General features: G+C 38.7%; 22 protein-coding genes. 5 read left to right on the top strand and 17 right to left on the bottom strand.

Annotated elements, in window-relative coordinates; all coding sequences use genetic code 11:
- Positions 1 to 607: 607 nt before the first annotated feature.
- Complete coding sequence (locus tag MKY08_RS07345; RefSeq protein WP_256093167.1) at positions 608 to 2,416, top strand: diguanylate cyclase; 1,809 nt, start codon at positions 608 to 610, stop codon at positions 2,414 to 2,416.
- Positions 2,417 to 2,487: 71 nt separating this feature from the next.
- Here the strand turns inward: MKY08_RS07345 and dinG are convergent, their stop codons facing one another.
- The 4 genes from dinG to panB all read right to left on the bottom strand — a co-directional run bounded on the left by dinG (position 2,488) and on the right by panB (position 7,561).
- Entirely contained in the window at positions 2,488 to 5,259 is a 2,772-nt protein-coding gene (gene dinG / locus MKY08_RS07340; protein ID WP_069511738.1) for an ATP-dependent DNA helicase DinG, read from the bottom strand.
- A gap of 225 nt (positions 5,260 to 5,484) precedes the next feature.
- The gene (gene panD / locus MKY08_RS07335) at positions 5,485 to 5,868 is read right to left on the bottom strand and encodes an aspartate 1-decarboxylase (RefSeq protein ID WP_069511740.1); all 384 of its coding nucleotides are present in this window, start codon (positions 5,866 to 5,868) and stop codon (positions 5,485 to 5,487) included.
- A 1-nt stretch (position 5,869) separates the two neighbouring features.
- A complete protein-coding gene (gene panC, locus MKY08_RS07330; RefSeq protein ID WP_069511741.1) occupies positions 5,870 to 6,724 on the bottom strand; it encodes a pantoate--beta-alanine ligase in 855 nt (284 codons plus the stop codon).
- Positions 6,725 to 7,561: a 3-methyl-2-oxobutanoate hydroxymethyltransferase gene (gene panB / locus MKY08_RS07325; RefSeq protein WP_069511743.1), complete on the bottom strand. Its 837-nt coding sequence runs from the start codon at positions 7,559 to 7,561 to the stop codon at positions 6,725 to 6,727.
- Positions 7,562 to 8,117: 556 nt separating this feature from the next.
- Between panB and MKY08_RS07320 the strand changes: the two genes are divergently transcribed.
- Genes MKY08_RS07320 through MKY08_RS07310 form a run of 3 tightly spaced genes read left to right on the top strand, consistent with a single transcriptional unit; the run spans position 8,118 to position 9,864 of the window.
- Positions 8,118 to 8,438 carry a PadR family transcriptional regulator gene (locus MKY08_RS07320; RefSeq protein WP_024364248.1) on the top strand — a complete coding sequence of 107 codons (321 nt, stop codon included), beginning with the start codon at positions 8,118 to 8,120 and terminating at the stop codon, positions 8,436 to 8,438.
- The gene (locus MKY08_RS07315; protein WP_069511745.1) at positions 8,431 to 9,030 is read left to right on the top strand and encodes a DUF1700 domain-containing protein; all 600 of its coding nucleotides are present in this window, start codon (positions 8,431 to 8,433) and stop codon (positions 9,028 to 9,030) included. Before MKY08_RS07320 ends, MKY08_RS07315 begins: the two co-directional genes overlap by 8 nt.
- Positions 9,031 to 9,864, top strand: coding sequence for a DUF4097 family beta strand repeat-containing protein (locus MKY08_RS07310; RefSeq protein WP_069511746.1), 834 nt, complete (start codon positions 9,031 to 9,033; stop codon positions 9,862 to 9,864). It begins immediately after the preceding gene.
- Between the two features lie 374 nt (positions 9,865 to 10,238).
- On the opposite strand, the gene MKY08_RS07305 is transcribed toward MKY08_RS07310, so the two are convergent.
- The 6 genes from MKY08_RS07305 to MKY08_RS07280 all read right to left on the bottom strand — a co-directional run bounded on the left by MKY08_RS07305 (position 10,239) and on the right by MKY08_RS07280 (position 15,715).
- On the bottom strand, positions 10,239 to 11,222 hold the full coding sequence (locus MKY08_RS07305) for a biotin--[acetyl-CoA-carboxylase] ligase (protein ID WP_069511748.1): 984 nt from the start codon (positions 11,220 to 11,222) through the stop codon (positions 10,239 to 10,241).
- A gap of 598 nt (positions 11,223 to 11,820) precedes the next feature.
- Positions 11,821 to 12,996 carry a CCA tRNA nucleotidyltransferase gene (locus MKY08_RS07300; protein WP_069511752.1) on the bottom strand — a complete coding sequence of 392 codons (1,176 nt, stop codon included), beginning with the start codon at positions 12,994 to 12,996 and terminating at the stop codon, positions 11,821 to 11,823.
- Entirely contained in the window at positions 12,983 to 14,128 is a 1,146-nt protein-coding gene (bshA, locus tag MKY08_RS07295; RefSeq protein WP_024364254.1) for an N-acetyl-alpha-D-glucosaminyl L-malate synthase BshA, read from the bottom strand. The genes MKY08_RS07300 and bshA overlap by 14 nt, the downstream gene beginning before the upstream one ends.
- A 31-nt stretch (positions 14,129 to 14,159) precedes the next feature.
- A complete protein-coding gene (mgsA, locus tag MKY08_RS07290; protein WP_069511754.1) occupies positions 14,160 to 14,564 on the bottom strand; it encodes a methylglyoxal synthase in 405 nt (134 codons plus the stop codon).
- Positions 14,565 to 14,582: 18 nt separating this feature from the next.
- A complete protein-coding gene (gene dapB / locus MKY08_RS07285; protein WP_069511756.1) occupies positions 14,583 to 15,380 on the bottom strand; it encodes a 4-hydroxy-tetrahydrodipicolinate reductase in 798 nt (265 codons plus the stop codon).
- The gene (locus MKY08_RS07280; RefSeq protein WP_024364257.1) at positions 15,380 to 15,715 is read right to left on the bottom strand and encodes a nucleotide pyrophosphohydrolase; all 336 of its coding nucleotides are present in this window, start codon (positions 15,713 to 15,715) and stop codon (positions 15,380 to 15,382) included. The genes dapB and MKY08_RS07280 overlap by 1 nt, the downstream gene beginning before the upstream one ends.
- Before the next feature lie 115 nt (positions 15,716 to 15,830).
- Here MKY08_RS07280 and MKY08_RS07275 point away from each other — a divergent pair, with 115 nt between their 5' ends.
- Positions 15,831 to 16,700: a YitT family protein gene (locus MKY08_RS07275; RefSeq protein WP_069511758.1), complete on the top strand. Its 870-nt coding sequence runs from the start codon at positions 15,831 to 15,833 to the stop codon at positions 16,698 to 16,700.
- Between the two features lie 110 nt (positions 16,701 to 16,810).
- On the opposite strand, the gene MKY08_RS07270 is transcribed toward MKY08_RS07275, so the two are convergent.
- The 7 genes from MKY08_RS07270 to MKY08_RS07240 form a co-directional block, all read right to left on the bottom strand.
- A complete protein-coding gene (locus MKY08_RS07270) occupies positions 16,811 to 17,485 on the bottom strand; it encodes a zinc metallopeptidase (RefSeq protein WP_024364259.1) in 675 nt (224 codons plus the stop codon).
- 60 nt (positions 17,486 to 17,545) lie between these two features.
- The gene (locus MKY08_RS07265) at positions 17,546 to 18,142 is read right to left on the bottom strand and encodes a DUF1405 domain-containing protein (RefSeq protein WP_069511760.1); all 597 of its coding nucleotides are present in this window, start codon (positions 18,140 to 18,142) and stop codon (positions 17,546 to 17,548) included.
- A 204-nt stretch (positions 18,143 to 18,346) separates the two neighbouring features.
- On the bottom strand, positions 18,347 to 19,120 hold the full coding sequence (locus MKY08_RS07260; RefSeq protein WP_025219080.1) for a menaquinol-cytochrome c reductase cytochrome b/c subunit: 774 nt from the start codon (positions 19,118 to 19,120) through the stop codon (positions 18,347 to 18,349).
- A gap of 42 nt (positions 19,121 to 19,162) precedes the next feature.
- Positions 19,163 to 19,837, bottom strand: coding sequence for a cytochrome b6 (locus MKY08_RS07255; RefSeq protein WP_024364262.1), 675 nt, complete (start codon positions 19,835 to 19,837; stop codon positions 19,163 to 19,165).
- A gap of 22 nt (positions 19,838 to 19,859) precedes the next feature.
- Positions 19,860 to 20,363, bottom strand: coding sequence for a ubiquinol-cytochrome c reductase iron-sulfur subunit (locus MKY08_RS07250; protein WP_069511762.1), 504 nt, complete (start codon positions 20,361 to 20,363; stop codon positions 19,860 to 19,862).
- A gap of 155 nt (positions 20,364 to 20,518) precedes the next feature.
- Complete coding sequence (locus MKY08_RS07245; protein WP_024364264.1) at positions 20,519 to 20,968, bottom strand: DUF2487 family protein; 450 nt, start codon at positions 20,966 to 20,968, stop codon at positions 20,519 to 20,521.
- 151 nt (positions 20,969 to 21,119) lie between these two features.
- Complete coding sequence (locus MKY08_RS07240; RefSeq protein WP_024364265.1) at positions 21,120 to 21,677, bottom strand: ReoY family proteolytic degradation factor; 558 nt, start codon at positions 21,675 to 21,677, stop codon at positions 21,120 to 21,122.
- Between the last annotated feature and the right edge of the window lies 1 nt (position 21,678).

The following is a 21,678-nucleotide window of genomic DNA, read 5'->3' as shown; positions in this document are numbered from 1 at the left end:
TTACAACACTCATGATGACGGTCTTATTTTTTGCAATAACCGTTTTTTTATACAATGAGCCACTTCAGCTCGTGAAGAAGAAATTGTTTTCATAAGGAATTTTGAAATACAAAAAATGCACGAATAAATACTACATATAAGCATGCATTAGTGCCCCAATTCCATCTAGAATGGTGTTAATTACGATGATTATCTCCCACATTTTATCAAACGAAAAATTTACGTTACTGACCATAAAATACCTTCATTTTTTCAACTATAAAAGATACGTATCCTCTGTCTCTACAAATCGTCTTGCTTTCTTTATAGGCCATGGTTGTATCGGATAATGCATTCCCAATGCTAAAACGCTAAACGCTCATCTTAAATATCATCTTGTTTTCCAAATTAATTTCCCTCATGCTTCTCATATGGTCTAAGGTAACATTCGATAATATAAAAACCATGTATTTTATTGGTAAATTCAGAAAATAGCAAAGAAAATATGGTATATTACTTAAGGTAATTCTTCTTAAGGAGCTAATTCCCTAAGTTGCTATGTATTACGTATAATTCTAGATACGATTAATTAAATGACTTATTTATGAAACGTAGGTGAAAGAAAAATATGAAAAAGAAAATTGTAATAAATGTTATGGTTATGATTGCAATGCTCGTGACATTAAGTACGGTAATGTTCTTTCCTTTAAAAAGTAATGCCACAGAACTTTCAGAGCCTATTGTATTAGGGCAATACTTTGATATTTTTCGTGATCCTTCAAAATCCATTACAATTGAGGACATCTTATCTGGTGATTATGATCAATCCTTTGAGACAAGTAACCAAAATTATTTGTTTTTTTGGCATACAAACGATACGATTTGGCTAAGGCTCCATACCGCAGAAATCATGGATAATAAACAAGGGCCCTATTGGTTAGAATCTATTGATAAACTAGACAATGTTGAATTGTTTTTAATAAAAGAAAATGGTTCTTATGAACAACAAAAAAGCGGCATTTCCCATATAAACGAGCAAAAGATTGACTACCGTTCGAATGTCTTTACTATAACAGACCCATCTACTACAGCAATTTATGTAAAGTTAGATGGCGTTCTTCCAAAAAGTTTTATGTCCTATTTGTATACAACAGAGGGTTTTTTAGAAAAAATCATTTCATATAAATTTTTCTCGGGTATGTTTTATGGCTTTATGTTTGCCTTATTAATATATAATTTATTTTTGTTTTTTTCTTTAAAAGAAAAAGCGTATTTTTATTATGTCTTGTATATGCTAAGTTTTATTTTTTATCAAGCGACGATGAACTCCTTAGACTTAGAAATAGCAGGCCATTTCTTACCTGAATGGTTTTTTATGCGCTCGTTAGTGATTAGTGGGAATTTATTACTTATTTTCATGATTTTATTTTCCAAAGAGTTTCTGGAGCTAAAAACATATTTACCGAAGTTTCACTTACTTGCAACTGTCTTATTATGGCTTTCTATTTCATCACTAATCGCCGTATTTATTATTCCAGATATTTCTATTGTCAATAATTTCACAACCATTTTTGCAGTTGTGGTACTCTCCTTTCTTTGGTTATCTGGACTACTTGTTTGGCTTAAAGGACAAAAAATGGCTCGTTTTTATTTGATTGGTTGGTCAGTATTACTAGGGTCTGTCATTGTTCAAGCGTTAGCTTTTTTAAGCATCATCCCATTTCATCCAAGAATATTCGAGGATATACCAGCAATTGGAGCTACTTTTGAAGCAATCTTTTTATCACTAGCACTCGGGGATAAAATTAATCTTATAAAAAAAGAGCATCAAAAAATGCAGCAAATGATAAATGAAACGCTTGAATATAAAGTACAGGAACGGACGCAAGAATTGGAGAAGGCAAGGCAGGAACTTGAAAATATCGCTAATACTGATAAATTAACGCAAATACCGAATCGAGTTCGCTTGGATTATGTATTGGATGAGGCATTAAAACAGGCACAAAATCAGGCAATGCCTCTTTCCATTATTTTGCTTGATATCGATTATTTTAAAGCAGTAAATGATACATTCGGTCATCAAGTTGGAGATATTGTATTGATCAATGCAGCAGAGTTATTTAAAAAATCCATTAGGGAACAGGATACAATCGGTCGATGGGGTGGTGAGGAATTTTTAGTTATTTGTCCTCAAACCACATTAAATGAAGCACTTCAACTTGCTGAGGAGCTCCGACTTCAACTAGAAAATTATCAGTTTCCAATTGTTAATCAAAAAACGAGTAGTTTTGGTGTAACCACATATGTACAAGGCGATACGCTTACAACATTATTAACAAGGTGCGATCAAGCATTGTATCAAGCTAAAAATAAAGGACGTAACTGTGTCGCGTATTTAAATAAGGAAGACGCCACCTCTCTTCTTTTTAGTAATTAGTATCAACGCTAAAACCGAATGGCCATTTAAAATTAAAATCCCTTCTAGCATCAAGCTAAAAGGGATTCTTTTTATTTCTGCCAATTACTTAATTCCTTCAGCAATTCCGGCAATTGTAGCTTCTTGACATCTATAGGTGGTAATGCATGAATAAATTCTTTCCCATAAGATTTTGTGCTAATACGGCGATCTAGCACAATAAATGCGCCCTTGTCTTGGGATGATCGAATTAAACGGCCAAATCCTTGCTTAAAGCGCATAATCGCTTCCGGCAATGATAGCTCTGTAAAGGAGTTGCGCCCTTGTAATGTTAAATGTTTGGCTCGTGCCTTGAACACTGGCTCCTCTGGTGAAGAAAACGGTAGTCGTACAACAATAACAGAAGAAAGTGCATCACCAGGAACGTCTACCCCTTCCCAGAAGCTGTTTGTGCCAAATAGCACTGCTTGGTTGAACTTCTGAAATGATTTAAGAATGCGCATGCGACTACCGCCTGTGACACCTTGTGCAAAGAGCATATAGTCATCGAGAAGCTCACTATCTTGTATCAGCTCGACCGTTTTTCTTAACATATCTTGGGCAGTGAATAATACAAAGCAACGTCCTTCCGTCATGCGAACCGTGCGTGTAATCGCATGCGCCACAGCTTCAATATACTCTGCCTGCGTCACTTGTTGAATATCTGGCATATCTGTGACAATAAACGCCTTTGCACCGGAATAATATGATGCTGGTGCTTGTAACTGCATAACTTGCACACAATCTGAAATGCCAAGCTGACGCGTAATAAAGCGTTCATTGCCTGGTACGGTTAAAGTGCCAGAAGTCCAAACGATACTGGCTTGTTTACGAAGTGGCGCCATTACTTTTTCAATAATTGGCGTAACATTCACTGGCTTTTTATAAACGTGTAGACTGCCAGGGACACTGCGTAAATCAAATTCAAACCAAACAGAATGATCGTCCTGATGTAAAAGGAAGATTTCCTCCCATTCTGCAATTCTTAGCTTCATCTCTCGAATCCAATAGTGCCACTCAGATAAAATAAAAACCTCATTTTTATCTAACTGTTCAATGTTATTTTCAAAAGCTTTACCGGCTTCCACCGCGAGATCAAGCCAATGCTGTAATAGTTTACTGACTTGTAAGAGCGGCTCTTTTGCTAGTGATATATCCTCTAAGAACAGGGTACATTTGCTACTAGCCTGTTTGCCTCGAACTTGCTGTTGCATTTTTTGTACAGCATGCCCAATAGTTTCATCGAAAACGCGCTGTAAGCGGATAAATTGTTTGTCAAGTTGCTGTAAACTTTGCATCGCTATGCGCTGTTTCTTTTTGGCAGCCTTACTGAATTGTTGAAAGAGCGCTGTATCTTCCAATGTACCAATTTGACCAAAAATATACTTCCATTGTGTGTAGGAAAAGATGGTTTCATCTTGTTGCATAGCTGCTTGAATAACCTGATGCGCTTCATCAATAATCCACCCATCAATTTGTGTAAAAATTGGTGTTTGACGAACTAAATCACTAATGACCATCGAATGATTTGTCACGATGCAATCTGCTGTCGTACTATTTTTTAATGCTTGCTCATAAAAATCAAAGCCCTTTGTCGGTTTCTCCTCGGGTAATTTGCGAATTTTTTCTAAAAAAAGCTGTCCTCCACCAGAAACATTAAGTTCACTTAATACGCCTGTCTGCGTTTTTGTCAGCCACACAAGCAACTGTAAAATGGTAAAAGTATCATCATATGATTCATCCGCATATGCCATACACTGTTCAAAACGAGCAAGGTCGATATAATGTTGCATGCCTTTCAGTACAGCAACGTTTACTTTTGTATTAAGAATTTTTTCGATTTTTGGTAGTTCTTCTTCTACAAGTTGCTCCTGTAAATGTGCTGTATACGTACTAATCGCAATTTTTTTATTGTTCGCCCGTGCATATAAAATACTAGGTAAAAGATAGCCAACTGTTTTACCGATCCCCGTGGAAGCCTCAATCACACATTCTTCTTTGTCATTTAATGCTTGCCAAATCGTATCCATCATCGTAAATTGGGCAGGTCGTTGCTCGAAATTTGGCATAGCCTTTGTCATCAATGCTTCTTTAGCATGTGTTGTTTTTGGATAAGGTGCTAGCTCGGATTTTAGCACCTGTTTTTGCCGCCCATCACAAATTGCAAAATTTCGATTGTACGTAATATTTTCATCCGTTGTTCTATGATGACGTTTAATTTGTAATGCTTCAAAGAAAAGCTGAGACAAATTAGATTTTAAACGGAATGAGCGTTTATGCATTTGTTCGAGCGTTAGTTGTGGAAGGTTTAGAAGCTCTTTCCAACTACGTTTAAAAAGCTCAGCTGTTGCAAGCGCATCATCATCCGCTCTATGTGCATTTTCAAGTTCAATATTTAAATCTGCGGCTAAATCACCTAGCTTAAAGCTAAGTGACATTGGAAATAATATTTTCGCTAATTCAACTGTATCCATTTTCTTACCATGCCATTTTGGTAATCCCGCTCGTTTAAATTCTGCTTGTAAAAAGGATAAGTCAAAATCCGTATTATGCGCGACAAAAACACAATCGGAAATTAATTCGTATATGTAGTCGGCATGTGCCTCGAACGGCAAGGCATCTTTCACATCCTCGTCCGTTATATGCGTTAAATCTTGAATAAAGGACGGAATTGATTTACCTGGATGAATAAATTTCGTATAGGTGCGTTCAATTTTCCAATCCTTCATAATGACAATGGCAATTTGAATCATTCGGTCACCATTTGCTGGAGAATGACCCGTCGTCTCCAAATCAACTATTGCATACTTTTGACTTTCCATCATACATCTCAACTCACAGTTCACATTAGATAGATGAATTTTATCATAAATACATCTCGCAGGTCATCCTTGCGCCATTTCAATAAAAAAAAGCGCGAGAATCGTATGAATTATGTGAATTTTACGAATTGTTCTGGTGACTGGCACCAAAAAAATTCCACTTCGCTTTCTGCGGACATACCGTAAGCGAAGTGGATTTTACTAAAAGAATTGTGTGGGTGACTGGCACTACAATATAGTTGCTTCTGGTTCGTAGGCAATCATTTCTTTAATGGTATTGCCTTCTCCCATAATGGCTACTGTCGGTTTATGATCCTTGGCCTCAGCATTATCCACATAAACATAAGCAATAATAATCACAATATCTCCACGTTGAACGAGACGCGCTGCTGCCCCATTAACACAAATCACGCCTGATCCGCGCTCACCTGCAATAATATACGTTTCAAAGCGCGCCCCATTATTATTATTCACAATATGCACTTTTTCATTTGGCAACATTCCAACCGCGTCTAAAATATCCTCATCAATTGTAATTGAGCCTACATAATTTAAATCCGCTTCCGTGACAGTAGCACGGTGGATTTTACTATTCATCATCATTCGTAACATGTTATTTTCCTTCTTTCACATTAAAGATACAATTATCAATTAAACGCGTTTGGCCGATGTAGACGGCTGCCGCCAAAAGAACTTGTGCCGTTTGGGCTGTTACAGGCAGTAGGTCCGGATAAGCCAATAATTCAATATAGTCAATTTTGCCATGTGTGCGTGCTGCGATATGAGCTTTTGCCTTTGCAAGGGCTGCTGTTACATCACCATTCGCTAAAAAGCTATGTTGAGCCAGTTGCAAAGCCTCATATATAGCTGGTGCTTCTTTGCGATCTACCTCGTTTAAATATACATTGCGTGATGACTTCGCTAAACCATCCTCCTCTCGGACAATTGGTACGACACGAATCTCTAAAGGAAAATGGTAATCTCGCACCATCGTAGAGATAAGTGCCACTTGTTGGGCATCCTTTTGTCCGAAATAAGCACGTGTTGGCTGTGTTAAATGAAATAATATTGATACCACCTGTAAAACACCATCAAAATGCCCCGGACGGCTTGCCCCGCATAGCAGCGTTGCCTGCTCACCTGCGCGGATACGAATACCACCATCATGCGGATATATTTCTTCCACACTTGGTGCAAAGATTATGTCTACACCGACAGATTGTGCTAAAGCAGTGTCCCTTGCCAAATCACGAGGGTAACTTTCAAAATCCTCATTTGGACCAAATTGTGTTGGGTTAACAAAAATGCTCATCACAACAAGGTCATTTTCTGCACGAGCTTTTGATGCTAATGTTAAGTGACCTTCATGTAAAAAACCCATTGTTGGCACTAGTCCAATTGTTTTTTGCGCTCGTTTAGCTGCTTGAATTTCTGATGTCAGTGCTTTAATTGTAGTAATGACTTTCATTTACTTTACGCCTCCGTATAGCTGATCCAATGCTTCTTCTTTCATCGTAAAAGAGTGGTTTATTGTTGGAAATGTCCCCATCTTCACAGCATTGACATAATTGGTAATGCCGCTGCTTGCTTCACTTCCCATATCAGCAAATTGTTCTACAAATTTTGGCACGTGATGCGAACCATAACTCAGCATGTCATGGAACACTAACACTTGTCCATCAGCCTCAATACCCGCCCCAATACCAATCGTCGGAATCATAAGTGCTGCGGATACTAAATCCGTTAGTTGATGTGGAATACATTCTAATACAACTGCACATGCGCCTGCTGCTTCACATTGTTTGGCATTTTCAATAAGTTGTGCTGCCTGTTCGGCTGTTTTTCCTTGTACCTTATAGCCTCCAAGTACGCCTGCTAATTGCGGTTGCAAACCTAAATGTGCAACGACTGGAATACCTGCTGATGTTAATTTACTAATCACTGGCAGCACATCTCCTGCACCTTCAACCTTAAGGGCATCTGCACCAGTTTCTTGCATCATAGATACCGCAGTTTTTAACGTGTCATTGACATCCCCGTGATAAGAACCAAATGGCATGTCCACGACAACAAACGTATTTTTTGCCCCACGACGGACAGCTTTTGCATGATGAACCATATCAGCTACTGTCACTGGCATCGTAGAAGAATAACCGAGTACAACCATTCCAAGTGAATCTCCCACTAGAATCATATCAACGCCGGCTTGCTCGGCAAATGTTGCGGAAGGATAATCGTAGGCTGTTAGCATCACAATTTTCTCCCCATTTGCTTTCATCTTTAAAAAATCTGATGTTGTCTTCATTGTGTAGTCCTCCTTTTTTAAGGAAAGAAAACAAAAAAGACCTTTCTATTCCTAAATTTGGACAGAAAGGTCATGAGTTCGTTCAGTATCGTTTTTTCCTCACTTTTGCCAACACATCATCTGAATTTTGTTATCTGGATAAAACAAAATCGTATTGAAGTGATGCATGAAGAGGTTTTAACGTTAATTAGGCAGATAAAAACTAGTCGCGACTTATCATTTGCGATTAGGTTTCCCACTCAATTAAGTTAAATTTTGAACGTATCGTTTTCTTCCGTCCCTGTCTATAAAAGATCAAGGCAGATATTTGTTGTAAATTGTCAAACGCTATTGAAGGTGCCGTTCACAAGGATACTGCCCTTCAGCCATTACTATAACAGATTCACTAGCTAATCTTCAAATAGTTTTTTCTAGCAATTCACTACAAGGAGCATTTATTTGTAAAGATAATGGTAAAAAAAATTGACAAATATATACTATACGTCATATACTATCCACATACTATACAACATATAATATAAAACCTTGTATAGGTAATAGAATGTGAGGTGGAAAGATGACATTTCAGCTTGGCTCCGCATTACTTGACGCTTGTGTACTTGCGATTGTCGATAAAGAGGATGCATACGGTTACTCGTTAACACAGCAAGTACAATCTGTGATGGATATATCCGAATCAACGCTGTATCCGGTATTACGTCGTTTACAAAAAGCTAACTATCTAACAACGTATGACCAACCCTATCAAGGACGAAATAGACGGTATTATCAGATTACCGAGCAAGGGCGTAAACGATTGCTAGAGCTTTTACAGGAATGGCAAATGTATAAACAAAAAGTTGATTGTGTACTTTTAGGAGGGAAATTAGATGGATAGAGAAAGCTATTTAAAAAAGCTACGAGGGAAATTACGTCGTCTTCCCGCGCATGAACTAAATGCAGCGCTTGTCTATTATGAAGAGTATTTTGATGAAGCAGGCGTAGAAAATGAGCAGCAAGTGATACAACAACTAGGCTCTCCTTCTGTTGTGGCCTCACAAATAATGGCTGACTTTGCCTTAAAGGATTTAGATGCAACACCCGCTTCTACAAAGAAAAATATGACGGCTATTTGGCTTATTATTCTTGCAATTTTATCGGCACCACTATCTTTACCATTACTTGCTGTAGCGGTAGCACTTATTATTTCGGTTGGAGCAGTTATTTTTAGTTTTGTTATTGCAATCGTGGCAATGGTATTAAGTATTTTCTTTGGCGGTATTATAGCACTTATTTCAGGAGTGCTCGTATTAACCGAACACTGGCCAACCGCATTACTCTTTATAGGGATAGGATTAGTGGTAACAGGTTTAGGCGTCCTGCTTTTCCCGATTGTGGCCCGCTTACTGAAGAAAATTGGTATGGTTTGCGTGGAAGTACTGGCAAACTTGTTCCATAAAATGACGAAAAAGCACAAGGGGGGACTATAGATGACTTCACGACATAAGCTCATCGCTTTTAGTATGATTACTTTAGGGATTTTACTTGCCGTCATTGGTTTTACCTCTGGTGGTAAATGGGTTATTGTAAAAGGGGATAACGGCTTCACAGTACCAAGTAATAATGGGCTCGAAAAAAATGCCCATTCACTTAAAGCATTTTCAGATATTCATGTAGTAAATAACTATGGAGATGTCGAAATTCTTCAGGGTGATGCCTACACATTAGAAACAAATGTCGTTAAAAACACGGATGTATCTTATAGCATGGACAATGGTACATTAACAGTTGAAACAAAAAGTAAAGGAAAAACTGGCGTCACATTTGGCATTGGAAATTTTCAAACACCTTCGATCATCATTACTGTGCCAAAAGATGCAAAGTTAAATTCGCTTATAGTAGACAGTGATTTTGGCGATACGATGCTTACAGGGCTACATTACCAACAGCTAACTATCAAAGGGGATTATGGGGATATCCTACTCCAAAATATTACTGGTGAGAAAACGGAGATTACACAGGCGTTTGGGGATTTGACACTCGAACAATTTATCAGTAATGGCGTTGTTGTTGAAAGCGAGCATGGAGAAATTGATATAGAAGGAACACTTAACGGTCAATCACAAATCACCTCTAACTTTGGGGACACAACGTTAGACTTGCAAAATAAAAAAAGTGAACTAGGCTTTGAGTTAAACACAAGTTTTGGGGAGATTACAGTGAATGATCGTGAGCACAATGGTAAGGCTTCACAACTTCTTGAAGGAAACAATCAGCTCAATGTGTCTCTGTCACATGGGGATTTAGATTTATCTTTAAACTAAACGTCACATAGCCTAAGCGCTAATAATGAAACGTTATCTTACTTAAAAACAAAGAGGCTAGGACAAAACTAAAAAAATTTAAGGAACAGAGGAAAGCTGTTCATAAATTTTTGCTTTATGGGGACCTTAGCTATTCTTGCTTTTGCAATTAAAAAATTAGAAGTGTTCACTAGTTGTTGGTAGCGGAGGTGGTGACTCCAGCGGGAACAGCACATAATGTAAGACGCGGGCATTCCGCGCGTAGCGAGGGTTGCGGCTTACTGTGCTGAGCGGAAAGCACCGCAGTAGCGGACAACAACGGCATAGCAAAAAAGTGTTAGATTGATTGGGTTCAATCTAACACTTTTTCTCTTATGTCCCAGCCTCTTTATTTTTTATAAAATTTTAACATCGCCCGAATAAATCGTTCGTATTGTCCCATCGTTTTGCGTTAGCTGAAGCACGCCTTCATCTGTAATACCGCTGGCAATTCCTTCAAAGCGTTCTCTTAAAGTCGTCACTTCGATGCGTTGACCAATCGTGCACGACATCTGCTCCCAAAGCGCTTTAATACTAGAGAAGCCCTCTTTTACGTATAATGCAGTAAACTGCTCCAAATATTGCAAAATTGTTGCGACAAGTGCAGCACGGTTAATTTCCTCCCCTGCCGCAATACGTAACGATGTCGCAATATCTGCGATGTCTGGTGAGAAGTCACTCTCTAGCTGGTTGGCATTGATGCCGATTCCTACAAGCAATGCTTGTACAAGGTCTGCCTCTGCCTGCATCTCTGTTAAAATACCTGTGCATTTCTTTCCGTTTATCAGTAAATCATTTGGCCATTTAATAGCAGGCTCTACCTGTTTATACAATGTTTTAATCGCCATTGTAACTGCAACCGCTACGACAAGTGTGAACGAAGATGCTTGCTGTGGTGAGACGTCTGGTCGTAAAATGATAGTCATCCAAATGCCCGTGCCATTTGCTGATTCCCATGGTCTTGCCATACGTCCACGCCCCGCTGTTTGTTCTTCACTAATCACAATTGTGCCATCTGGAGCTCCTTCCTGTGCAAGTTTATGGGCAATGGTTTGTGTGGAATCGACTACATCAAAATAGTGAATTTTTCGCCCTAAACGTTCTGTATTTAAAAATAATTCTATTTGTGTTGGACTTAAGCTATTCGGTACACCAGTCAACACATAACCTTTTTTCTTAACGGTTTCAAAAGTGTAGCCTTCCTCCTGCAACGTCTGCATATGCTTCCAAATAGCAGTACGTGATACTCCTAGTGAATCTGCCAGCTCCTGTCCTGAAACCGCCTCACCGCTAGATGCTAATAATCTTTTTAAAATTTCATCTTTCATGGACATACTCATACTCAAACCATTCCTTTAGTATTTTTCTTCATTGCAAACCTTAACCCATAACCTATCTCATTAGCACGAAATGCGTATAAGATTTAGCATTCATGCTTTAAAATACTGAATAAAAAAGAATCTCGCCAGCCATCTTTTTATAGCAAATCTTGCCGTATTCTATCTGCGTACGTCACGCCACTTTTTTCCAACACTTTTGCCGCGCTTAGAATGACTCGATTCTTTTCCATAACAGCAAAAACGAAGCGACTTCTCGGAACGTTAGCCACCACCAAAACCACTTGTGTTACAAAACCTTGTGACTCTTTCTCGAAATCCGGACCCAAAGGTTGATATCGGCAAACAATTGGTTGTGATACATATGCATGCACAGGGCTCCAATCTTCTTGTTCCAGTTCTCTCAGTATAACCCTCTCGCTTTTAAATGGTTCATGTCACTCATCACCAAAACACCCCTTGGTTGAAAGTTACTACACGTTGTTTATGTATCAAGTGTGTCCATGTCTCAAAAAAGATAAAGCAAGTGACCTTTTAATGACGTATTTTCAATGGTCACTTATTGTCACTTGCTTGATTTACTTTTTATATAATCAATGATTCATCCTTTATGGACATACGCACGCTCAAACCAATCCTTTATGTGGTTTCGCTCATTCATTATCTCCCCGTTAACAACAGCCGTTAAAATCATTTGCAACGCTTCTTTTAGCCATGGACCACGTTTTTGTTCAGACCATTGTAGTAAATCCATTCCATTCACTACAAGCTCTTGGCGATTTCGTATTGGTAATCTTGCCTGCACCTCACGTATACTGTGCTGCGAAATGGTAACTAGATCTTTCAATTGTGCAAAGTATTGTGCTGTTTCGAGCTCCTCTAGCGAATACGTAAAATAGTCCATACTCGTCCAGCCATTCTGTAAGGCATGGAATGCACTTAAAACAGCCTTCACAAATGCCATTTCCTTATTCGATAAACGATAGGTACGCAACACTTCCTGCCAATTTTCTTTTTGTCCAAGAGCAAAATACGCCCAACCACAAGTTGTATTTTCTGCAGTAAAGCCACGCCAATGGTCTACTTGGAAATCCCCTTGTAAATAAGACACCAGTCCACTTTCTTCAAGCTTTTTAATGCCATTATATACATCTTTCCCTATCCATAACTTATCAAGTTCAGCCTTCATGCGCTCTTTGGCAACCCATGCAATATCGGGAGCCTTCTCCTGCATTGCCTGGAGGGTAGCCGCTTCAATCGAAAAGCCAAGCTGTGCTGAAAATCGCACAGCTCTTAGCATTCGTAAGGCATCCTCGGCAAAGCGAACCTTCGCCTCGCCTACAGCTCGAATTACGCCAGCCTTAATATCACGTTGTCCACCATAAAAATCAACAAACGAGCCATCTCTACGCATGGCTATAGCATTCATCGTAAAATCACGGCGCTGTAAATCTTCTTTTAAGGAACGTACAAAATGAACTTCCTCTGGTCTTCGATGATCTGTATACTCTCCATCTGTGCGATAAGTCGTTACTTCGACAGGCCCTTCTGGCACAATGACAAGTACAGTACCATGTTGAATACCGATATCTACAGTACGATTAAAAACAGTTTTAACTTCTTGCGGCAATGCATTTGTCGCTACGTCAACATCATGTGCAGGACGATGTAAAATTGCATCTCGCACAGCGCCACCTACGACAACTGCCTCAAAGCCAGCCTCCTCCAATTGCTCAATAACTGTGAAGGCTGCTTGCCATTCTTTAGTGTTTTGCATGGTTTATTTCCGCTACCTTTTCATACAGTTGTTCATACTGCTCGACAATTTTAGATGAATGGAATTTTTCATTGACTGCGCGCATTGCTGCTTCACGGAAACGAAGTAATTTATCTTCATCATTTAATAATTCTACAGCATACTCAGCTACAGCATCTGTATCGCCTAATTCTACTAAGTAGCCATCGACACCATGATCAATGACTTCTGGTATTCCACCAACGTTCGAACCGATACATGGCACACCACAAGCCATTGCTTCTAGCAGTACAAGGCCAAAAGATTCCTGTTGGGACAGTAATAGCTTTAAGTCACTAATAGCGTATAATTCAGCTAAATTTTCTTGCTTACCTAAAAATAAAACATCCTTAACATATGGACTTTCCTTTACTTGATCCATCACACGATGCTTTTCAGGTCCATCTCCTACTAACAATAGTTTCGCTTTCATATTAGCACGGATTTTCATAAAGGCATCGACAATATGAGGCAGGTTTTTAATTTTACGGAAATTTGACACATGAATGATAACTTTTTCATCAGCTTGAATACCAAACTGTTCTTTTAAGTTACCAGCGTCAAGTGGACGATATTCACGCTCATCTACAAAGTTATAAATTGTTTCAATTGGTTTTACTGTATCAATTAGTTTGTAAGTTTGTTCTTTGAGTGACTGTGATACTGCTGTGACAATATCAGATTTATCAATGCCGTATTTAATAGCTTGTGAAAGCGTTGAATCCTGTCCAAGCACGGAAATATCTGTGCCGTGTAGCGTTGTCACAATACCTATATTTTGCCCACTCATTTCTCGGGCTAACACCGCACATACGGCATGTGGGATGGCATAATGTACATGGAGTACGTCTAGCCCTTCATCTTTAATCACGTCCGCCATTTTACTCGCTAATGCAATATCATACGGCGAATACTGAAATACTGAATAATTGTTTACTTCTACTTCATGGAAAAAGACGGTCGGATAAATTTTATTCAATCGAAATGGTACGCTGGAGGTGATGAAATGTATTTCGTGTCCTCTCTCTGCAAGCATTTTTCCTAATTCTGTTGCAATCACACCAGAGCCTCCAACAGTTGGATAACAGGTAATGCCGATTTTTAGCTTTCTCATTCGATGATCATCCTTTCTAAAATCACGTCTTTTAGTCTCGTCTTTCTTGAATCAGTCTCCAATCCACAAAGCCTTCTTGTAGGCCTTTTAGTAATATTTCTGCAGTTCCCATATTTGTTGCCAGTGGCACTTGGTAAACATCACAAAGACGGATAAGTGCAGAAACATCTGGCTCATGTGGTTGTGCTGTTAATGGATCACGGAAGAAAATTACCATGTCCATATCATTATTGGCAATCATAGCGCCAATTTGTTGGTCTCCTCCAAGAGGACCTGAGCGAAAACGTGTAATTTCTAAGCTCGTAGCTTCCATCACACGTTGCCCTGTTGTACCTGTAGCATAAAGCGTATGCTCATTTAAAATATTGCGGTAAGCAATAGCAAACTGTACTAGATTATCTTTTTTGCGATCATGTGCAATCAATGCAATTTTCATAAGTATTCCATCCGTTCTTTAGATGATGTTTTCTAAACCATAAACGAGCTGATCCATTTTCATAACTTCTTCTACACAAAAAGCAACGCCAGACATAAAGGAATTACGATTTAATGAGTCATGACGGATGGTTAACAGTTGCCCGTCTCCTCCAAATAATACTTGCTGGTGTGCCACTAAACCAGGTAAGCGAACAGAATGAATGCGCATGCCATCAAAATCTGCTCCTCTTGCTCCTTCAATCGTTTCTTTTTCCTCTGGATGACCTTGCATTTTTTGTGCACGCACCTCTTGGATCATTTGTGCTGTTTTAACCCCTGTACCAGATGGTGCATCTAACTTCTGATCATGGTGCATCTCAATGATTTCTACATCAGGTAAATATTTTGCTGCTTCTTTAGCAAATTTCATCATCAGAATCGCGCCAATCGCAAAGTTTGGTGCAATTATACAACCTAACTCCTTTTCATTCGCAAGTGCTGATAATTCTTCTAGTTGTGCATCTGTAAAACCTGTTGTACCAACCACTGGTCGTACATTTAAATTTAAAGCTTCTTTTGTATGATGATATACTGCATGTGGATTCGTTAAATCGACTAAAACATCAGGGGCCGTTGCCTCTACTAGTTCATGCATATCTGTAAATATTGGTGCTGTATAGCTTGCTGGGAACATTTCTAAATCCGCTAATGTATGACCAACCTCTTTATAATCTAGTACAGCTACTAACTCCATTTTGGCATGTTTCATAACTGTATGTACAGCTTCTGCTCCCATTTTTCCTCTTGGCCCTGCAATGGCTACACGAATCGACATTATTCCTCTTCCTTTCTTGTCCAGCGATCCTTATCTCTCGTCTCAAATTTATGTATGACACGCAACAGTGCCTCATCTAATTTTATACCTTGTGCATTCGCAAAGCATACTAAAACAAAGAAAAAGTCACCTAATTCTTCTTCGATACTATTCGTTTCTTCTGTGCTCTTTTTCTTTTTTTGACCGTAAACGTCCTGCACTTCGCGCGACAGTTCTCCAAGCTCCTCCGTTAAACGTGCGAGTAGTTCAAAAGGTGGGAAATAGCCTTCCTTAAATTGCCCAATATAATCATCCACACGTTTTTGCAAGGCTTGCATCGTTATTTGTTCTGTCATCCAATATCACACTCCTAATTACCATCGTATAAAATTTACACCATTGTTGTCAAAAACAATAAAATGACAGATAATAGAATCCACTACTTCATTGTTAAGAACTACAGGAGGTCTTATGTTTAAACAGATTAAAATACGTAATATTATCGCAATAATGCTCGGAGCAGCCATTTTTAGCTTTGGTTTTGTACACTTTAATATGCAAAATCATTTAGGTGAAGGCGGTTTTAGCGGAATTACCCTTGTTCTCTATTTTACACTAGGTTGGGACCCCGCATTACTTAATTTACTATTGAATATTCCAATGTTTATTTTAGGTTGGCGCTTACTAGGTAAAAAATCTTTTATTTACACATTAATTGGTACAATTTCAGTATCAATTTTCCTGAAAATATTCCAGAAATATCAATTCACCATTCACTTAGAGGATGATTTATTTCTTGTGGCATTGTTTGCAGGTATCTTTGTTGGACTTGGACTAGGCATTGTGTTCCGCTTCGGTGGTACAACTGGTGGTGTGGATATATTAGCACGTCTCGGACATAAATATCTAGGCTGGAGTATGGGGAAAACAATGTTTATATTTGATGCCATTGTTATTTTATTATCTTGGTTAACATTTTTAGATGCACGTTCGATGATGTACACGCTTGTCGCTGTATTCGTAGGTGCTCGTGTTATTGATTTTGTACAGGATGGTGCCTATTCAGGGCGTGGCGCACTCATTATTTCAGAAAAGTCTAGTGCGATAGCGGATATGATCGCTTTGCGCATGGAACGAGGTGTCACGATTTTAGAAGGTCATGGTCACTTTACAAAACAAGCAAAAGAAGTGATTTACTGCGTTGTCGGACGCAATGAAGTTGTACGCTTAAAATCCATTATCCATGAGGTCGATCCACATGCCTTTGTCTCTATTTCAGAAGTTCGGGATGTTGCGGGAGAAGGTTTTACGCTAGACGATCAAAAGCAACCTTTACATTAAGTAGGTTCGCACCTATTGCAGTAGCGTAGATTAAATAGATTCTAAAATACTAGCTATGTAAATCAATTAAAAAAACTTGTTATAGTGGTTAACCCACTATAACAAGTTTTTTAGTCGTCACTACGCATATTTGTAAATATTAATATTAAACGTAATAATTCTAATACAGCTACTGCTGCAGCTGCCACATAAGTTAACGCAGCGGCACTTAACACTTTACGTGCTGGGCGTTCCTCTTCATTCGTAATAATACCAAGCGAATTCATTTGCACTAATGCACGTTTCGATGCATCGAATTCAACTGGTAGCGTAACTAATTGGAACACTACGCCTGCTGCTAATAGGACAATACCTAGTAATAACATGTTTGATAACCCAGAAAAAATACCAATCATAACGAATATCCAAGATGCGTTCGATGAAATATTTGCAACTGGTACAAGCTTACTGCGTAAAGTAAGCATTGAATATGCCTCTTTATGCTGAATAGCATGGCCTACTTCATGGGCAGCAACTGCTGCGCCAGCAACACTTGCTTCATAGAAATTGCTTTCTGATAATGCGACTGTTTTTGTCGCAGGATTGTAGTGATCAGATAACACACCTTGGGTTGGCACAACTCGCACATCGTACAAGCCGTTCGCATCTAAGATCGCCCTAGCTACCTCAGCACCAGTTTGTCCCTTCATGGTACGTTCCTTTGCAAACTTTTTATACGTACCTTTTACCTTCATCTGTGCGTACAATGGCAGCAGCATAATAATCGCAAAATAAACAATATACATGCTTGTTGACAATTTTCTAACCCCTTTCTATCTCGATACTATAATTCTATAGAGATTTCCCTAATTGGGCAAATATTTGCGCCACCTAATTGAGAAAATGGCGATAAAAATACAAGCAATTGATAACCAAAATGTAAAATAGCCAATGACACTTGTATAGTCTGCTAAATCACGGTACATTGGCATTTGTCCAAATACATAGTCAATGACATCATTATGCAAAGTCCATACTGCAGCAAAAGCAACATGCCAATATGAAAATACATATTTACCGATATAAAGAACACCTTGGACAGCCATCGCAAAATGTGAAGCAATCAGCATCCAACCTTGCCAGCCTATATAGCCCGTTTCAACTAGCGTCCAAAGATTCATCACATCCGCCCAAATACCATATTTAACCAATGTTACAAGCGCTAATACTTCCATCAATGGCCATCTTTTTCCTAGAATCCATGCCAGCAACACAAAACAAAAAAATAAACTAGCAGTGGGACTATCTGGTACAAAAATATAAAAAATCGGCTTCGTTATCGCAAGTTGCCAACCATACCAGTAATAGCCGTAAATGGTTCCTAACAAGTTAATAAGCAGTAAAATGATTAAAAATGTTTTATGCGTAAGGAGATACCAAATATTTGCACGCGTTATTTGCATGATTAAAACTCCTTTACTATCCGTCTATTCTAAGATGTCTTTTTTCCTCGATTTTTATGTATGATGTGACGGCTGCGCTTCTTAGTCCACTATTCCTATCGTAGTTTCCTTTCAAAGCTTTGCCTTAATAAGTATATCGTAAACATCCATATAATTTTGATAAAAACTAGAAAAAAAGAGTCAGTTTCCTGACTCTTTTTGAAATTATTCAGCTTTTAAGCTTTCGATAAACTCAGCAAGCTTTTGAAGATCTTCATCAGATCCTGTCCATAGACCTGCTGGCATTTTACCGCTAGGCGTACCATTGTGTGCGATATCCTTAATTTCATCAGCTGTTAAGCCAGTGTTCATAAGTGTTGGCGCACCAGCACCACCTTCTAAGCCTTCACCGTGACATGTAATACATGCAGAGCCGGCATAGATTTGGTAACCTTCTGAGCCTTTATCGAACTCTACAGTTTCCACGATAGCACCTTGAATTTTTTGAGCTTCCCAGTCATGATTAACAACTGACTCCCAAGTTAAATAGAACATAGCAGCCAATGTTAATAACATAAACGCAGTTGGTAACGGACGTTTAGACGGACGGCGTTCTGGACTCTTATCTAAAAATGGCATTAATAATAGCGCTCCAAATGCTAGACCTGGAATGACAATTGCTCCGATAACATTATATGGACCAGAAGCAAATGAGTATTTTAAGAGTTGGTACATGAATAAGAAGTACCAGTCCGGTAATGGCGTGTATGCTCTTGTTGGATCAGCTGGCCCTTCAAGTGGAGATGGGTGAGCGACTGTTAACAGTAAATAACCGATTAAGAAAACAGCACCTACCATCCATTCTTTTAGTAAGAAGTTCGGCCAGAAAGCTTCAGTTTTACCTGGATATTCGGAATAATCCTTTGGAACGTTCGGCATTCTGTGATTCGCTTTGATACGAGAATCGCCGACAAATTTCATTCCTTTTCCGCGATGCATAGTGTCCCCTCCTTTAAAAAATCATCGAACCGTCAAGAAGTATTACAACGGCCCTGAAATTCCTTGACGACGAATCATGATAAAGTGTGCTGCAAGTAACCCAAACAATACTGCAGGCAAGAAGAATACATGAATCGCAAAGAATCGTGTTAACGTTTGAGCACCAAGAATAGTACTGTCACCCGCTAATAATACTTTAATCATCGAACCGATAAACGGTACAGATGCTGCAATTTCGATACCTACTTTAGTAGCGAATAATGCTTTCATATCCCATGGTAATAGGTATCCTGTAAAACCAAGACCCATCATTACTCCAAAAATACCTACACCAACCATCCAGTTTAACTCACGAGGTTTCTTATAAGACCCTGTGAAGAATACACGAAGCGTATGTAAGAACATCATTACGATTACTAATGAAGCTCCCCAGTGGTGCATACCGCGTACGATTTCACCAAATGCTACTTCGTTTTGTAAATAATAAACTGACTTCCAGGCATTCACGACGTCTGGTACGTAGTACATTGTTAAGAACATACCAGAAAGAATTTGAATTACTGTGATGAAAAATGTTAATCCACCAAAGCAGTAAACGAATGCTGAAAAATGGTGTGCAGGGTTCACGTGCTCTGGCACTTCGTGGTCGGCAATATCACGCCAAATTGGTGTAATATCTAATCGTTCATCGACCCAATCATAAATTTTATTTAGCACTGAATTCGTACCCCCTTACAAATTAAACTAGAGTATTTGCTCTTGCTGGACCAATCATTAAATAACCATCTTTTTCTTGTACTTCAAATTCATCCAACGGACCTAGAGGTGGTGTACCTGCAATGTTTGCCCCGTTTTTCTCGTAACGCCCTGCATGACAAGGACAGAAGAATTGATCTGGGTGTGCTTTATCGCCACCCCAGTCCACCATACAACCTAAATGCTTACAAACTGGTGATAGAGCAATTATTTGGTCGCCACTTTTGTAAACCCAAGCTACGTTTGTAACGTTAGATTTGTACCATGCGTCAACTTGTTCAAAAGTAAAGTCAACTTTAATTGGCTCTTCTGTGATGTCGGCGACTTTATGTTCGGTTTTGATAAAATCCCCACCTTCATGCTTTTGTAAGACTGGGTCAATTGCAAAACGAACCATTGGCATCAACATACCTGCCGCCATAAATCCGCCAACACCAGTAAGTGTGTAGCTTAGAAATTGACGACGTGAAACTCGATTGTTACTCATCCTTTTCCCCCCTCTAACTTTAAAGGTCAGTCCAACGGACATACTTTTACAAATAGTAATACTAGGACATATCTATGATATATCAAGTCCATAGCTTGGTCAATATAGCATTCTGTGGAAACCTGGAGAATGTGAACATTTATTGAAACAAATTGCTAAATTTGTGACCATTTAGTCGAAAATACAGGGATTACTTGCCGTAACTGATCTTCGAGAATGGTGTTTTTCACGCCTTTATCCATGGATTCTAACGGAATAGCTGGCAACCAAATTATATTTACTACATCTCCAATATTTGTCCAAAAATGGTCACAAGTAATGAAGAACACATGCTTAAAACCAGCAGTATGTAATTGTGCTTCTAATTGCGCTGGCAATTCTTCGTTTTTCAAGGTCGTACTATATGAAAATGGTGGCATCACTAGTAAACGTCCTTTAAACTGTTGTTCAATAAAAGCCGTTAACGATAATAAGTAATCTGCTTCTGCGCCACTTTGCTTCAACTTTTCAGCAGCAAAATCGATCCCTACGAGTGGTACAATCGCTGTATCGATAAAATCCTTCTGCGCTAAAAAAGATGTTACATCGTTTGCATTAAAATACATCCAACAACCCTCCTTACGATTACAAAATAAAAATGCCCTTTTCCACTCTTTAATAGGATAACCAATAAAAAGTGAAAACAATCATTCACTAGTCATGTTACCATATAGAGGTGGAGAAAGGGCATTCAATTTTTACCTATTCGGCTTGAGATTATTGTAAATTAGCAGTTTCCTTTAAAACTTGTAACAAATTAGACAATTCATAAAATCGTTCTTCATCGCCCTTATCTAGAGCTTCATCAATTTGTGCAAGTAATTTTTCTTCTTGGAATACGAGTAAACTATTGGAAAGTAACTCTTCAGCCAGTAAACGATCTTTTTCACTAACAATCAATGTTTCTGGCATATAAGGGTTTTCTTCAAGAACTGCTAAGTATTGGGCACTTGGCGGTATATTTGGGAAGTTCAATTGTATATACATATCTTCTTGCTCATGTAAACGTAAGTCATGGAAAGATTTCTCGGCATCGGCTGTCATCACATTGCCTTTATAAAAACGAAATGGTACACCTGTTGAGTCTACTGTAGACATCACCATTGCTCTAGGACAATAGTGTGCTTCTTCTACAAACCGTATTCGTTTTAACAACTCATCATTACTTAATAAGTAATTTAAAATCCATACACACTCACGACGTTTTAATTGGTAATTTTTCAAAAACCAGCGAACAAATGCTTTTTTATCGACAACTGATACAGAAGCAGTCATA

Origin of the sequence: Lysinibacillus sp. FSL M8-0337 (assembly GCF_038593855.1) — a bacterium.
Lineage (GTDB): Bacteria > Bacillota > Bacilli > Bacillales_A > Planococcaceae > Lysinibacillus > Lysinibacillus sphaericus_D.
The sequence above is the reverse complement of the archived record's forward strand: the minus strand, read 5'-3'. Positions and strand labels throughout refer to the sequence as shown.

Bases quoted from the DNA above. Each gene is read 5' to 3' on its own strand.
- MKY08_RS07345 (WP_256093167.1), top strand. From the start codon at position 608: ATGAAAAAGAAAATTGTAATAAATGTTATGGTTATGATTGCAATGCTC.
- dinG (WP_069511738.1), bottom strand. From the start codon at position 5,259: ATGATGGAAAGTCAAAAGTATGCAATAGTTGATTTGGAGACGACGGGT.
- panD (WP_069511740.1), bottom strand. From the start codon at position 5,868: ATGTTACGAATGATGATGAATAGTAAAATCCACCGTGCTACTGTCACG.
- panC (WP_069511741.1), bottom strand. From the start codon at position 6,724: ATGAAAGTCATTACTACAATTAAAGCACTGACATCAGAAATTCAAGCA.
- panB (WP_069511743.1), bottom strand. From the start codon at position 7,561: ATGAAGACAACATCAGATTTTTTAAAGATGAAAGCAAATGGGGAGAAA.
- MKY08_RS07320 (WP_024364248.1), top strand. From the start codon at position 8,118: ATGACATTTCAGCTTGGCTCCGCATTACTTGACGCTTGTGTACTTGCG.
- MKY08_RS07315 (WP_069511745.1), top strand. From the start codon at position 8,431: ATGGATAGAGAAAGCTATTTAAAAAAGCTACGAGGGAAATTACGTCGT.
- MKY08_RS07310 (WP_069511746.1), top strand. From the start codon at position 9,031: ATGACTTCACGACATAAGCTCATCGCTTTTAGTATGATTACTTTAGGG.
- MKY08_RS07305 (WP_069511748.1), bottom strand. From the start codon at position 11,222: ATGAGTATGTCCATGAAAGATGAAATTTTAAAAAGATTATTAGCATCT.
- MKY08_RS07300 (WP_069511752.1), bottom strand. From the start codon at position 12,996: ATGCAAAACACTAAAGAATGGCAAGCAGCCTTCACAGTTATTGAGCAA.
- bshA (WP_024364254.1), bottom strand. From the start codon at position 14,128: ATGAGAAAGCTAAAAATCGGCATTACCTGTTATCCAACTGTTGGAGGC.
- mgsA (WP_069511754.1), bottom strand. From the start codon at position 14,564: ATGAAAATTGCATTGATTGCACATGATCGCAAAAAAGATAATCTAGTA.
- dapB (WP_069511756.1), bottom strand. From the start codon at position 15,380: ATGTCGATTCGTGTAGCCATTGCAGGGCCAAGAGGAAAAATGGGAGCA.
- MKY08_RS07280 (WP_024364257.1), bottom strand. From the start codon at position 15,715: ATGACAGAACAAATAACGATGCAAGCCTTGCAAAAACGTGTGGATGAT.
- MKY08_RS07275 (WP_069511758.1), top strand. From the start codon at position 15,831: ATGTTTAAACAGATTAAAATACGTAATATTATCGCAATAATGCTCGGA.
- MKY08_RS07270 (WP_024364259.1), bottom strand. From the start codon at position 17,485: ATGTATATTGTTTATTTTGCGATTATTATGCTGCTGCCATTGTACGCA.
- MKY08_RS07265 (WP_069511760.1), bottom strand. From the start codon at position 18,142: ATGCAAATAACGCGTGCAAATATTTGGTATCTCCTTACGCATAAAACA.
- MKY08_RS07260 (WP_025219080.1), bottom strand. From the start codon at position 19,120: ATGCATCGCGGAAAAGGAATGAAATTTGTCGGCGATTCTCGTATCAAA.
- MKY08_RS07250 (WP_069511762.1), bottom strand. From the start codon at position 20,363: ATGAGTAACAATCGAGTTTCACGTCGTCAATTTCTAAGCTACACACTT.
- MKY08_RS07245 (WP_024364264.1), bottom strand. From the start codon at position 20,968: ATGTATTTTAATGCAAACGATGTAACATCTTTTTTAGCGCAGAAGGAT.
- MKY08_RS07240 (WP_024364265.1), bottom strand. From the start codon at position 21,677: ATGACTGCTTCTGTATCAGTTGTCGATAAAAAAGCATTTGTTCGCTGG.